The following is a 13144-nucleotide window of genomic DNA, read 5'->3' as shown; positions in this document are numbered from 1 at the left end:
ACTGTAAGAATAACCAGTAGTCTGGTGTTTAGCAAGCGCTAATTAAGGCTAATCCGCCAAGGGGAAGTCTAAGCCATATTGATAGAGCTGGTTCTTTTTCAGGCCGCTGATTTTTGCGCAAAGTGCCGCAGCCTGCTTCAGCGGTAAATCTGCGCGCAGAATATTAAGCACCTCAATAGCCCCGGTCGGAATACCCTCGTCCCCCTTAAAACCGTCTATCAGCAACACACACTCACCACGCTGCTGATTCCTGTCTGCGCTCACCCATTCAAGCAACTCTGATGCCGGCAAACGCTTTACGGTTTCAAATAGCTTGGTGATTTCACGCGCCAAAACCACTACCCGCTCTGCACCCATTGCCGCGCTTATGTCAGCTATGCTGTCGCGCACACGGTGCGGAGCCTCGTAAAAAATCATTGTTCTGCGCTCGCGCTGCAAAGCCGTTAACACCCCTAAGCGGGCGTGCTGCTTAGCTGGCAAAAAACCCTCGAACATAAAGCGATCAGATGGCAGCCCAGCAACGCTAAGCGCGGCAATGACTGCACAGGCACCCGGTATCGGCACCACTTTAATCCCCTCCCTCAAGGCTAAATCAACCAGGCGATAGCCCGGATCTGACACCAAAGGGGTGCCAGCATCCGATATCAACGCTAAACTCTTGCCTTCGCGCAAATGCGCCAATAGGCGCTCAAGCTCTGAGCTATTACTATGATCGTGATATGCGCAAAGTGGCGTCCGTATATCAAAATGAGTCAATAAAGTTCGACTATGACGGGTATCTTCTGCCGCGATGAGCGCTACTGTTTGTAGGACCTCTATGGCTCGGGGTACCATATCCGATAAATTACCTATCGGCGTGGCAACAACGTAGAGGGTCGGGGTATTATCCACAGGCTAATCTCACTCAAATTTCCATGACCGCGCAGACTAACAACGGCGAATCAATGAAGACAAGCACTTTTATACTTATACTCGTCGCCATCTTACTGGCGAGCTGTAGTTCCGCACCCGTAACGTCATCAAAATCCACCGGAAGTAGCGATGATAGCTTTACCGTTAAAGCTCGCCCCGCCGCGCCAAGTCGCGATTTCAATCCCGCAACAGTTTCCGCGGCGATCGTGGAACGATGGCTTATTGACGCGAAAACAATGGAGGGCGAAGAATCTGCTGAGCTGCTATTACGGGCCGCCGAGGTCTTACTGCGAGAAAGTGAGCTGGCCCGCGCTGACGACGTGGTCGGTGAGCTGATCGCACCAGAGCTCAGCGCGGACCAAGCTCTTCGTTTGGCAATTATCCGCGCGCGGGTTGCTCGTGGTCACGCTGAGTTTGGCCAGGCACTTGTGGAACTATCTGACCCACTGATAGAAAACGCGGTAATAGAGAGCCCCGTATACAGGCAGATACAGTACAGCCAGCTCAGGGCGTCGCTCTATGAGATCGAGGGTGACCATCTATCCGCCGCCCGCGAACGTATCTTTATTGATCCATTACTCAACCCCGGCCAGCATAGTGTGAATAGGGAATCCATCTGGACATCTCTGATGCAAATTCAAACCGGCCTACTTGTCGACAATATTAATAGCGCTAGCAATAAAGACTATATCGGCTGGCTTGAACTCGCCTCTATAGCCAAAGACAATCAAAACAATATCGACGCGCAAGTGCGCCAACGAGACGCCTGGCTGCGCAACTGGCCCAAGCACCCTGCTCGCAATGCACTTCCCGGCGGACTCGACAGACTCAATGATTTAATCGTCGAGCGCCCCGATCAGGTCGCCCTCATTCTTCCCGTGACAGGTCGCCTCGCCGCTTATGGTAAGGCCATCCGCGACGGCTTTTTCGCCGCATACTATGAGACCCTTAATCAGGGTGGTAGCGTCCCCAGAATCAATCAGTACGACAGCAACGCCGTCGACATCAACACTTTGTATCGAGAAGTATTAGATGGCGGTAACAAGCTGGTTATCGGACCCCTCAGAAAGGAAAACCTGAGTGCACTAGTCGCAAGCCACCCTATTTCAATGAACGTACCGACGCTTGCGCTAAACCGAATTGATGGTGATCGCTTCCCCAGTGGTCTATACCAATTTGGACTCAACCCGGAAGACGAGGCAGAACAAATAGCCAACATTGCTATGAGCAAAGGCTATAAGCGTGCACTTATTCTTACCCCGGAAGGCTCTTGGGGTCAAAAGGTCGCCGTCGCATTTTCACAGCGCTGGCAAGATTTAAACGGCAAAATTGTCGCGACCCAGACCTTTGATGCCACCAAGAATAATTATTCTCAACAGATCAAAAACACCTTACAAATAGACAAAAGCCAACGCCGCTTGCAGCGCTTACAGCAAATTATCGGCATAAGACCCGACTACGAACCTTATCGGCGCACGGATATTGATTTTATTTTCCTGCTTGCGCGACCAAATGAAGGTCGAGCGATAAAACCGCTACTTGCTTACCACTACGCGGGCGATATCCCTGTTTACGCAACATCACATATCTACCCAGGCGGCAACTCACCCAAGAAAGATCAGGATATTAACGGCGTCCGCTTTATAGATATACCCTGGATCTTTGACGACAAATCTGCAATCCGCAAAGATATCAGGGACGGTATACCATCAAGCCCAGCCTACCAGCGAATGTACGCGCTGGGCGTAGACAGCTTCAGACTTCACTTGCGTCTAAAGCAGCTAAGAAGTGGCGCGAGCGGACAAGTCTTCGGTGAAACCGGAACACTCACTCTCAATGAACTCGGTCAAATTGAGCGCGAGCTCGCCTTGGCAGAAATTCAGGACGGGGTCGCCGTAGTCAACCCAATGCGGGCAGCGAGTCAAGACACGGAAAATGATTTTTAAACGACGGCAAAGTGCGCAGGCCGGCGCTCAGGCTGAGCGCGGTGCGCGCGGTCTGCTAAAAGATAATAATCTAAAAATTCTTCATCAAAATTACCGAAGTCGCTTTGGTGAAATTGATATTATTGCACTGTCGGATAGCCACTTAATCTTTGTAGAAGTGCGCTATCGACAAAGCACCGCATTCGGTAGCCCGGCGGAAACCGTGAACAACAAAAAACAACAGCGCATAATCCGCACTGCGAAACATTTCCTTAGCCGAGGTGAATACGCTGAACTACCCTGTCGCTTTGATGTCATTGAAGTGGGTAAGGACGAAAGCGGTAAGTTTCGCTTTAATTGGCTAACAGACGCTTTTCAGGAGTGAAAAAAAATTACCGTGGACTATTCCGAGCAAGTTGTAGATCTATTTCACCGTCACATAGAGAGCTGCATGTACACCATGGAGGCCCTCGGCGAAGGCATTGCCCAAGCGAGTGAGTGCCTAGTGGCTAGCATGCTGCAAGAGCATAAAATTATTTGCTGCGGCGAAGGCAATAGCGGGCTTATTGCCCACCATTTGGCGACCAATTTACTCAACAGTTTTCAACACGAAAGGCCCGCCCTACCGGCAATGGTACTTAGCTCAGACGCTGCCACCGCCATCGCCGCAGATTCAAGCTACAACGACATTTATGCCAATCAAATACGTGCTTTAGGCCAAGCCGGAGACTGCTTGGTGCTTTGCTACAATGGCGGCGGCGCAGCTGCCACTCTTAGGGCCATACAAGCGGCACATGAGCGTAATATGCGCGTTATATCACTAAGTAATATGAAAGGCGGTGATGCCAGCGCATTGTTGTTGCCCGACGACATAGAGCTTACCTTTCCAGTGGATGACCGCGCCCGCGCCATTGAAATGCAGCTCGTTGCAGTACATAGCATTTGCGAATTAATAGATACTCAACTATTTGGAACACCTCACGTATGAACATCGTTATACGACTCGGCCTCACTGCAGCGCTTACCATCGCGGTAAGCGCTTGCACTCAAATTATCACTGCAACCACCGATGAGCCTATCGCTAACGACCCAGGAAGCCGAAGCCTAGGCAGTTATGTTGATGACGAAATTATTGAAACCAAGGTTCTCGTTAACATCAATCAAACCGACCCAGCGCTCAAATCATCACGTATCAGCGCAACCAGCCACAATGGCATCGTCCTGCTCACCGGCAGCACGCCCAACGATCGTTTACGACAGCTTGCAGGTGAGGTCGCGACAGACGTCAAGAAGGTTCGCAAAGTCCATAACGAATTGGTAACAGGCGCGGATGTCAGCATGCTAGCCCGCAGCAACGACGCCTGGATAAGCACGAAAGTAAAAAGTCGTCTCTCCCTTAACGAGCAGCTGGATGCCTCGAGAATCAAAGTGGTTACTGAAAACGGGATCGTGTATTTGATGGGTTTGGTATCTAAGGCAGAATCTGACACCGCCGCCACAATAGTCAGTAAAACCAGCGGTGTACAAAAGGTTGTGCGGGTATTTGAATACTACTAGGGCTTAGTAAAACTGCCGCAAGTTCAGCTGGCAAACCTCAAAGTAATCTACTTAACTACTTTGAGGCTGGGCTTAGGCTTGGACGGTAACTTACTCAATGTAGCCGAGGGCCGGGGATCTGACGGTGGCAGAGTGGGCTCTTCGGCATCAAACAACATGCCTTGGCCATTCTCTTTTGCGTAAACACCCAACACTGCACCAATTGGCGCACTGACCTCTTGAGAAATCCCACCAAAGCGGCCATTAAAACTCACAATGTCATTGCCAACATTTAGTCCCATTACCGCAGATGGAGCTATATTCAAAACAATCTGACCATCTTGTACATACTGCTGAGGTACAAAAACACCTTCACGCATAGCATCCACCAAAATGTAGGGTGTGCAGTTATTCTCCACCACCCACTCGTAGATTGCCCTGATCATATAGGGACGACTAGAAGTCATTGCCATACAGTTCTCAACCAGCGGCTTAAGCTACTGACGCCTCACTACGTTGTTCACGCTCTTTTTCTGTCAAACTTTCCTGAAACGATGGACGCTCAAATAAACGATCCATATAGTCAAACAAAGGCTTTGACTGACGAGTTTGAGGAATAACCACACCCAATTCCGGTAAACGCCACAAGATAGGCGCTAAACAGCAATCGACTAAGGTAAACTCTTCACTCATGAAATATGGCTTTTCAGAAAAAATCGGTGCTACAGTCAACAGACTATCACGCAACTCTTTCCGCGCTTTATCAGCATTTTTCTGATTCGTTCCTGCAAGCAACTCATCAACTAAGCGACACCAGTCGCGCTCAATCCGGTAGATATATTGACGACTCTCACCGCGAGCAACCGGATAAACCGGCAGCAACGGTGGGTGCGGAAACCGCTCATCAAGATACTCCATCATCACCTTGGATTCATACAAGGCCAAGTCGCGATCCACCAGAGTCGGCAAGGAGTTATAGGGATTTAATTCGGCGACCTCTTCCGGCAGGTTATCCGGCTTCACATCGACGATATCAACAGTCACGCCTTTTTCGGCCAATACAATTCTCACCCGATGGCAGTAATGACTAGCTGCATCAGAAAAGAACGTCATGGTAGAACGCTTGGCTACAACGCCCATTGATCTCACCTCAAATTAATAAACTAAAACAACAAACGGGCAACTTTCAACAGCAACCGCCCGCCAACTTTTACAGGCTTTTACTTATTTATAAAAGCAGGTAGAAAAATTTTAGTGCACATCCTTCCAATATTCACGATTCAACAGATACGTGAAGATAAAGAACAGGGCAATAAACAGCAATACAAATCCGCCTATACGTTTACTTTTCAGCTGCGCAGGCTCACCGACGTAATCTAGAAAATTAACCAAATCATAGATTACTTTATCATATTCAGCGGGACTCAAGGTCCCAGCGGTCAAATAGGTAAAAGAACCACATGGGTTCAAGGCTTTACCGTCTTCGCCGAACAAGACATCCTCACCCGTTAATGGATCGCGCAATATGCCACCATTGTCCGCGCGAACGGAGCCCGGCGCGCATTCAGGCAAACCCTGCAACTCTGCCAAAACATGAGGCATACCTACATCTTTATAGACTTTATTATTCACGCCCCAGGGGCGTGAAGGATCTGAATGAAATGTACGAAGGTAGGTATAAAGCCAATCGGTGCCGCGCACACGTGCAACTAAAGTCAAATCAGGCGGTGCAGCACCAAACCACTTTTTTGCATCGTCAGCCGCAATAGAATTAGTCATCAGTGATCCAATTTTAGCATCAACATCAAACTTTAAATTTGATTCAAACAATGCTAACGGAATACCGAGATCCTCTGCTGTGCGCTGATAACGACCATACTCAAGTGAGTGGCAACCCATACAGTAATTCATATAGGTCGCAACACCCCTTTGCAACGACGGCTGATCACTAACATCAGTATCAATATGATCACATTCCATCGTGCCGCAGTTGAAGGCTGATTCAGCCCCAGCCGCCTTTAATGGTAATATAGTCAGTGCCAGCACTGTCAACAAGACCAGCATACTCTTCCAGAAGCCCATACCATTATCAGTGGTGCGGGTTGGCTCCGGCTTAGTCGCCTCCCATTTAGTCCAAAATGGCATCAAGATGAAGAAGGCGAAATAAATGACTGAGCAAATACGAGCCAACAAGGTCCGCGCCTCGGTGGGTGCTTTTACTCCTAGCACACCCAAAATCAAGAACGAGGCGACAAAAATTAAGATAGCGACTTTGCTCGCAGTTCCCTTATAGCGAATCGACCTAACTGGACTGCGATCTAACCAAGGTAGCAAGAAGAGAATCGCAACTGAAGAACCGAAGGCGATAAAACCGAGCAATTTATCAGGCACCGCGCGCAACACCGAATAAAACGGCGTGAAATACCATACCGGCGCGATATGCGCGGGTGTCTTCAAACCATCGGCAATTTCAAAGTTAGCATGCTCAATGAAATAACCACCCATCTCTGGCCCAAAGAAAAGTATGGCGCAGAATACAAACAAAAACACTGCGATCGCCGTTAAATCATGAACGGTGTAGTAAGGGTGGAAGGCAACGCCATCCAAAGGAATACCGTTGGCATCCTTGTGCTTCTTAATATCAACACCGTCAGGATTATTAGAGCCCACTTCGTGCAAGGCAAGCAGATGCAATACCACCAAAGCAATTAACACAATCGGCAGCGCTACAACGTGCAGTGCGAAGAATCGGTTCAGGGTAACACCAGAAATCAGAAAGTCACCGCGAATCCACTGCACGATATCTTCGCCCACAACCGGAATAGCGCCAAACAACGAAATAATAACCTGCGCGCCCCAGTACGACATTTGACCCCACGGAAGCACATAACCTACAAAGGCTTCAGCCATCAGCACCAGGAAAATGAACATTCCAAAAACCCAAATCAATTCACGGGGCTTTTTGTAGGAGCCGTATAGCAATCCACGAAACATATGCAAGTACACAACAACAAAGAACGCTGAAGCGCCGGTGGAGTGCATATAACGAATAATCCAGCCGTATTCAACATCACGCATGATGTATTCAACAGAACGGAAAGCTTCTTCAGAGCTAGGGGTAAAGCTCATGGTCAACCAGACACCGGTTAACAACTGGTTCACCAGTACAACCAGCGCCAGCACACCAAAGAAATACCAGAAATTGAAGTTTTTAGGCGCATAGTATTTACCCATATGGGTATCCCACGCACGCATAATAGGCAGGCGGGCATCAACCCAGTCACGCAAACCCACTAACATTTTGACCATTACGCAGCCCCCTGATCAATACCGATAACAAGCACACTGTTACCCTCATAAGAATACGGAGGAACAATAAGGTTTGTAGACGCTGGCGAACCCTGATAAACGCGTCCCGCCAAATCAAAACGTGAACCGTGACAAGGACAGAAGAAACCACCAAGCCACGCTTTACCACCTAAATCGGGAACACCGACCTCCGGGATATGCTTAGGAGCACAACCTAGATGCGTACACAGGCCAACCAACACCAGATATTCTGGACGAATAGCGCGACTTGCGGTATCGACATACGCTGGTTGATCAGATCCAGTAGAATCGGGATCTTTAAGATACTGGTCGAGCTGGGCTAAACCAGCGAGCTGCTCTTCAGTGCGACGCACCACATAAACTGGCTTACCGCGCCACTCAACAACGACCATCTGACCAGACTCTAATTTGCCGATATCAGCTTTTACTGGCGCGCCTGCGGCCTTGGCTTTAGCGCTGGGATTCCAAGAACCCACAAACGGTGTCGCTATACCGACCGCGCCCGCCGCGCCCACAACTGATGTTGCAGCCGTCAGAAAACGTCGACGCCCTGTATTTATGCCGTCATTACTCATGACGATTCCCCCATAATATACGAACACTTGAACCGGCCCCGCACACACAGTAGCAAGCCCAAAATTACAAATGGGCCAAATAGTAATAAACCTGACCCTAACTGACAACACTAACGCACTTCAAGGCCCATATACGGCCTTTACTCAAGCAAAAAAAAACGCCCACATAATAGCTCGTGAGCGTTTTCCGAGTGCCGTAACGACAATCTCCACAGGCCAAAGGGCCGTCGCGGTTAACGCTTGGAGAATTGCGGCTTCTTACGAGCTTTACGTAGACCGACTTTCTTACGTTCAACTTCGCGAGCATCGCGAGTAACGTAGCCAGCTTTACGCAAACTACTGCGCAAGCCTTCGTCGTATTCCATTAAAGCGCGAGTAATACCGTGACGAATCGCGCCAGCTTGGCCAAAACTACCACCGCCGCTCACCGTTACAGTCACATCAAACTTTTCAGCCATTTCGACCAGCTCAAGCGGCTGACGAACGATCATGCGTGCAACTTCGCGACCAAAATACTGATCGAGAGTACGAGCATTAACTGAAATAGCACCTGTGCCTGATTTAAGGAACACACGAGCTGAGGAGGTTTTACGGCGACCTGTGCCGTAATACTGGCTGGCTGACATATTGCGCTTCCGTTAGATATTCAGTTCAACTGGTTGCTGAGCGGTATGGGGATGCTCAGTACCAGCGTAGACTTTCAATTTTTTAAACATTGCGCGACCCAGCGGATTTTTGGGCAACATACCCTTTACCGCACCTTGGATCACACGCTCAGGGGCTTTCTCAATCAATTTTTCGAAGCTAATAGACTTCAATCCACCTGGGTAACCAGTGTGGTGATGATAGATCTTGCCAGTTGCTTTGTTGCCAGTAACACGGATTTTCTCCGCATTAACAACAACGATATAGTCGCCAGTGTCAACATGAGGCGTATATTCAGCTTTATGCTTACCGCGCAATCTATGCGCAATTTCACTGGCTAAACGACCCAATGTTTTGTCGGCGGCGTCTACCACATACCAGTCATGTATTACGTCACTGGGTTTTGCACTTAAGGTTTTCATGTTTCTCGCCTATAGGGCCCGTACCGAACAAAGAGCGCGAATACTACATAAGCGCCGAAGGTTTTTCAAGTGGAATCTTGCTTTTATAAGTCATAATTACCAACGACCTAAGGCCGATGCTCGCAGGCGAGATAATCTTGGGATTGCATTTCAAGCAAGCGGCTCTGGGTACGCTGAAATTCAAATTCTAAACGCCCCCCCGTATACAGGTTCTCTAGGGGCACAGAAGCTGATAATACCAGTTTCACGTTGCGATCGTAAAACTCATCTATCAAATTAATAAAGCGCCGCGCCTGATCTTCGAGACCCGCACCCATCTGCGGAACGTTACTAATGAGGACCGCATGGAATACCCTCGCCAGCTCAATGTAGTCATATTGACTCCGCGGCCCGTCGCACAGCTCGGCAAAATCAAACCAAGCCACATCATCTGCGACAAACAGTGCCTGAATCTGGCGACCCTCAATATCAAGTAGCTGGTCGGCAGACGCGGCCTCAGGAGCCAAACGCTTAAAGCTAAGCGCTAAGCTCTGATCTGCAGATTCGCCCAGCGGATGATAATAAAGCTCAGCCTGCTCAAGCGCGCGCAATCGGTAGTCAACACCGCCATCGACATTAACCACGTCCACGCGCTTCTTAATCAAGGCTATCGCAGGCAAAAACCGAGCGCGCTGTAGGCCGTCTTTATACAAGCCATCGGGGACAATGTTAGATGTTGCCACCAATACAACTCCCCGAGCAAATAGCCTGTCGAACAAACCTGCCAAAATCATCGCATCGGTAATATCCGACACAAAGAATTCATCAAAGCAAATAACTCTAGCCTCGTCAGCAATGCGATCGGCAACGATAACCAAAGGGTTTTTTTCACCTGAAAGCGACTTTAACTCGCGATGCACACGCTGCATAAACCTATGAAAATGCGCGCGCATTTTATTCTCAAAAGGCAAGGTGTCGAAAAATGTATCCATGAGATAGGTCTTACCCCGCCCCACGCCACCCCAAAAGTACAAGCCGCGAATGGCTGGCGCAACCTGGTTACGACCTGCAAGCCTTAAACCCACTCGCGCGAAAAAGCCACTACTAGCCTGCGAGGGCTGAGCAAGTAAATCGTCGTATAAACGCTGCAAACACTGAACAGCATATTCCTGAGCCGGATCATAAGAAAAGTCGGCCTGCGTAAGATCGTGTTGATAGCGCTGTATCGGTGTAGACATTCCTTCTAGCCTCGTTCAAGACGGGCGCAACTGTAGCGACCCACAGCCAAATTGGCAATTTTTTATCCGGGAATACTGAACACCAGCCTGCTTGCGGTTATAATGAAGTGAACGAGTGGCAACCACGTCAACTCATCGGAGGAACCTCTGTGCAAGATATTAATACACTGATCGCCGTCGCTATTATCTGCCTTCTTACCGGCGCCGCAATAGGCTATTTTATGCTTGGCCGAATGAAACCAGAGCAGCAAAGCCGCGTCGCGCTAGAAAAACAGTTCAATGACATGCAGCGCCAGCAACAAGATTACCAGCAGCAGGTCAGCAGTCACTTTGACCGTACCGGCGAACTACTCAATGAGCTGGCAGAAAGCTATCGCAGCGTTCACAACCACATCGTTGATGGCGCTCAGACTCTGCACAGCACAGGTATTAGTCCGCTACAAGCCATTCCAGAAGGTCGACCCGTGCTGGACAATAAGCCGAGCAAGCTAGCGCCGGCAGCACCGCCACTGGATTACGCCCCGCGTCAACCCGGTAAAAAAGGCGCGCTTCATGAAGAGTTTGGTATGGACGCAGAAAAGAAACGCCAAGATGACATTGAATCCCCGGCTTCTCCCCACGTCTAAGCCTTCACTACGCGACATGCAAGGATATAAGGCGGGCAAGATCCTCAGGCCGGATTATCAATATCTATAAAGCGATGGTAGAGGCCAAATTTCTCAGCCAGTGTTTCCGCCAAAGCCTGCACGCCATAGCGCTCAGTGGCGTGATGGCCAGCAGCAATGTAGTGTATACCCAATTCACGTGCAGCTAATATCGTCGGCTCCGAAACCTCACCGCTCAAATAGGCGTCCACACCCGCCGCTACAGCCTTATCTATATAAGATTGCGCGCCACCAGTGCACCATGCGATCCGCTTGATGGGGCGTTTGTGACCAAGCTCCAATAGTGGCGCTCGCCCCAACACCGCTTCGACATGCCCTGCAAACTCTGTGGCAGTCATTGCCTGAGCCAAGCTACCTACATTACCCACTGAGCGCGGATTATTGGGATCTAGTCCGCCATCCACCGCAATACCTAGACGCTTTGCCAATTGCGCGTTATTACCCAGCACAGGGTGCGCGTCCAGAGGCAGATGGTAGGCAATCAGACTGATATTATTCGCCAGCAATAAAGCCAACCTATTTCGCTTCATACCGACAATACAGGGGTCCTCACCACGCCAAAAATAACCGTGATGAACAATAATAGCGTCGGCTTTTTCGGCAATCGCAGCTTCAATTAATGCCTGAGATGCCGTCACCCCAGACACGATGCGCGCAACATTTACATTACCAGCGACCTGCAGGCCATTCGGACAATAATCGCTAAAATAAGATGGCTCTAATATGTCATCTGCGGCGGCGACCAAAGCCTGAAGAGAAACCGTCATAAACCCTCACAATAATTCTGAAAAATTACTTTTCGTGCTAGGCTAGTAAGCCACTAAAGCTAGAAACCAGCGCGCCCCAAAACCATATCCAACGAGGACCGGCACTTGACACGGAATAGCCTGAAAGCCCTAATCTGGCCCACCGTATGCGGTATTTTGCTAGGACTCTGCATCTTGGCCTATCTGCCAGGGCAGCGCGATAATGACTATGTCTACGCCGTTGAACACGCCGCCCCCGCCGTCGCCAACATCTACACTACCAAAGTTGTCGAGCAGCGCCACCCCCTGGCAGACGACCCTCTTTTTAAACATTTTTTTAGCCGCAATGGCCGCGTAAAACAACAACTTGAGCGCAGCTTAGGGTCAGGTGTTATTGTCAGCGATGCCGGCTACTTACTCACCAATTACCACGTTATCAAAGGCGCCGATGAAATACTTGTATTATTGCATGACGGCCGGCAAGCCTTAGCCAGCGTGATTGGTAGTGATGCCGATACCGACCTTGCGGTATTAAAAATAGATCTCGATAACCTAACCAGTATTACCATCGGTGACCCAGGAAAAGTTCGCGTCGGCAATATTGTCCTTGCCATCGGCAATCCCTACGGTTTTGGTCAAACAGTCACCCAGGGTATTGTTAGCGCCACCGGCCGCTATGGCCTCGGCTTAAGCCAGTTTGAAAACTTTATTCAAACCGATGCAGCCATCAATCCCGGTAACTCAGGCGGCGCATTGATCGACACCAAAGGCCGCCTGCTTGGCATCAATACCGCTATTTACACTCAGAGTGGCGGCTCCACAGGCATTGGTCTGGCCATACCGACCGATCTTGCTCTGCGCACCATGAGCGACCTAATCAGTTATGGACGCCCACTGCGCGGCTGGCTGGGAATAGAAGTACAACCCGTTGGCGTTGGCACAAATGGCGTCATCATCACCGCCCTAGCCTCCAGCGGCCCAGCGGAAAAAGCCGGTTTAAAAATCGGTGACATTCTAATCAATATCAATGGTGAGCAAGTCGGTGATGGTCACGCTGGGATGAAGCTTATTACCTACACGCGCCCCGGCGAAAGGGTCAAGATTAACCTGCTGCGCGGCGAAGAACCCATGATCATAGAAACCGAAGTAGCAATGCGGCCCAATAGCTAGA

General features: G+C 49.7%; 15 protein-coding genes. 6 read left to right on the top strand and 9 right to left on the bottom strand.

From position 1 onward, the window contains the following. Positions 1-48: 48 nt before the first annotated feature. Positions 49-891, bottom strand: coding sequence for a 16S rRNA (cytidine(1402)-2'-O)-methyltransferase (rsmI, locus tag ACI955_RS06335; RefSeq protein WP_415242888.1), 843 nt, complete (start codon positions 889-891; stop codon positions 49-51). A gap of 53 nt (positions 892-944) precedes the next feature. Between rsmI and ACI955_RS06330 the strand changes: the two genes are divergently transcribed. From ACI955_RS06330 to ACI955_RS06315, 4 genes are read left to right on the top strand one after another with little or no spacing between them, the layout of a single operon-like run. Then, complete coding sequence (locus ACI955_RS06330) at positions 945-2858, top strand: penicillin-binding protein activator (protein ID WP_415242887.1); 1914 nt, start codon at positions 945-947, stop codon at positions 2856-2858. Then, positions 2848-3222, top strand: a complete 375-nt coding sequence (locus ACI955_RS06325) for a YraN family protein (RefSeq protein WP_415242886.1) — start codon at positions 2848-2850, stop codon at positions 3220-3222. Before ACI955_RS06330 ends, ACI955_RS06325 begins: the two co-directional genes overlap by 11 nt. Positions 3223-3234: 12 nt before the next feature. Beyond that, on the top strand, positions 3235-3825 hold the full coding sequence (locus ACI955_RS06320; RefSeq protein WP_415242885.1) for an SIS domain-containing protein: 591 nt from the start codon (positions 3235-3237) through the stop codon (positions 3823-3825). Continuing rightward, on the top strand, positions 3822-4394 hold the full coding sequence (locus ACI955_RS06315; RefSeq protein WP_415242884.1) for a BON domain-containing protein: 573 nt from the start codon (positions 3822-3824) through the stop codon (positions 4392-4394). The genes ACI955_RS06320 and ACI955_RS06315 overlap by 4 nt, the downstream gene beginning before the upstream one ends. Positions 4395-4441: 47 nt before the next feature. On the opposite strand, the gene ACI955_RS06310 is transcribed toward ACI955_RS06315, so the two are convergent. The 7 genes from ACI955_RS06310 to zapE form a co-directional block, all read right to left on the bottom strand. After that, entirely contained in the window at positions 4442-4846 is a 405-nt protein-coding gene (locus ACI955_RS06310; protein WP_415242883.1) for a ClpXP protease specificity-enhancing factor, read from the bottom strand. Between the two features lie 19 nt (positions 4847-4865). Further along, a complete protein-coding gene (sspA, locus tag ACI955_RS06305; protein ID WP_415242882.1) occupies positions 4866-5513 on the bottom strand; it encodes a stringent starvation protein SspA in 648 nt (215 codons plus the stop codon). A 111-nt stretch (positions 5514-5624) separates the two neighbouring features. After that, positions 5625-7682 (bottom strand): ubiquinol-cytochrome c reductase, encoded by a 2058-nt coding sequence (locus ACI955_RS06300; RefSeq protein ID WP_415242881.1) that lies wholly within the window; start codon positions 7680-7682, stop codon positions 5625-5627. Continuing rightward, positions 7682-8278, bottom strand: a complete 597-nt coding sequence (gene petA, locus ACI955_RS06295) for a ubiquinol-cytochrome c reductase iron-sulfur subunit (protein ID WP_415242880.1) — start codon at positions 8276-8278, stop codon at positions 7682-7684. The genes ACI955_RS06300 and petA overlap by 1 nt, the downstream gene beginning before the upstream one ends. A 233-nt stretch (positions 8279-8511) precedes the next feature. Further along, positions 8512-8904 carry a 30S ribosomal protein S9 gene (gene rpsI / locus ACI955_RS06290; protein ID WP_415242879.1) on the bottom strand — a complete coding sequence of 131 codons (393 nt, stop codon included), beginning with the start codon at positions 8902-8904 and terminating at the stop codon, positions 8512-8514. Positions 8905-8916: 12 nt separating this feature from the next. After that, positions 8917-9345 (bottom strand): 50S ribosomal protein L13, encoded by a 429-nt coding sequence (rplM, locus tag ACI955_RS06285; RefSeq protein WP_415242878.1) that lies wholly within the window; start codon positions 9343-9345, stop codon positions 8917-8919. Positions 9346-9452: 107 nt separating this feature from the next. After that, a complete protein-coding gene (zapE, locus tag ACI955_RS06280; protein ID WP_415242877.1) occupies positions 9453-10562 on the bottom strand; it encodes a cell division protein ZapE in 1110 nt (369 codons plus the stop codon). A 149-nt stretch (positions 10563-10711) separates the two neighbouring features. Here zapE and ACI955_RS06275 point away from each other — a divergent pair, with 149 nt between their 5' ends. Further along, complete coding sequence (locus ACI955_RS06275; protein WP_415242876.1) at positions 10712-11188, top strand: YhcB family protein; 477 nt, start codon at positions 10712-10714, stop codon at positions 11186-11188. 44 nt (positions 11189-11232) lie between these two features. Here ACI955_RS06275 and ACI955_RS06270 read toward each other — a convergent pair whose 3' ends face one another. After that, positions 11233-11994, bottom strand: a complete 762-nt coding sequence (locus tag ACI955_RS06270; protein ID WP_415242875.1) for a Nif3-like dinuclear metal center hexameric protein — start codon at positions 11992-11994, stop codon at positions 11233-11235. A 105-nt stretch (positions 11995-12099) separates the two neighbouring features. Here ACI955_RS06270 and ACI955_RS06265 point away from each other — a divergent pair, with 105 nt between their 5' ends. Then, positions 12100-13143: a trypsin-like peptidase domain-containing protein gene (locus tag ACI955_RS06265; RefSeq protein ID WP_415242874.1), complete on the top strand. Its 1044-nt coding sequence runs from the start codon at positions 12100-12102 to the stop codon at positions 13141-13143. Position 13144 lies beyond the last annotated feature (1 nt).

The sequence above is a fragment of the Zhongshania sp. genome (assembly GCF_047636175.1).
In the GTDB taxonomy this organism is placed as follows: domain Bacteria; phylum Pseudomonadota; class Gammaproteobacteria; order Pseudomonadales; family Spongiibacteraceae; genus Spongiibacter.
This window is presented reverse-complemented; position numbering and strand designations above follow the sequence as displayed.

What these genes read in the sequence shown, in the direction of transcription:
- ACI955_RS06330 (WP_415242887.1), top strand. Translation starts at nt 945, where the DNA reads ATGAAGACAAGCACTTTTATACTTATACTCGTCGCCATCTTACTGGCG.
- ACI955_RS06325 (WP_415242886.1), top strand. Translation starts at nt 2,848, where the DNA reads ATGATTTTTAAACGACGGCAAAGTGCGCAGGCCGGCGCTCAGGCTGAG.
- ACI955_RS06315 (WP_415242884.1), top strand. Translation starts at nt 3,822, where the DNA reads ATGAACATCGTTATACGACTCGGCCTCACTGCAGCGCTTACCATCGCG.
- ACI955_RS06310 (WP_415242883.1), bottom strand. Translation starts at nt 4,846, where the DNA reads ATGGCAATGACTTCTAGTCGTCCCTATATGATCAGGGCAATCTACGAG.
- sspA (WP_415242882.1), bottom strand. Translation starts at nt 5,513, where the DNA reads ATGGGCGTTGTAGCCAAGCGTTCTACCATGACGTTCTTTTCTGATGCA.
- ACI955_RS06300 (WP_415242881.1), bottom strand. Translation starts at nt 7,682, where the DNA reads ATGGTCAAAATGTTAGTGGGTTTGCGTGACTGGGTTGATGCCCGCCTG.
- petA (WP_415242880.1), bottom strand. Translation starts at nt 8,278, where the DNA reads ATGAGTAATGACGGCATAAATACAGGGCGTCGACGTTTTCTGACGGCT.
- rpsI (WP_415242879.1), bottom strand. Translation starts at nt 8,904, where the DNA reads ATGTCAGCCAGCCAGTATTACGGCACAGGTCGCCGTAAAACCTCCTCA.
- rplM (WP_415242878.1), bottom strand. Translation starts at nt 9,345, where the DNA reads ATGAAAACCTTAAGTGCAAAACCCAGTGACGTAATACATGACTGGTAT.
- zapE (WP_415242877.1), bottom strand. Translation starts at nt 10,562, where the DNA reads ATGTCTACACCGATACAGCGCTATCAACACGATCTTACGCAGGCCGAC.
- ACI955_RS06270 (WP_415242875.1), bottom strand. Translation starts at nt 11,994, where the DNA reads ATGACGGTTTCTCTTCAGGCTTTGGTCGCCGCCGCAGATGACATATTA.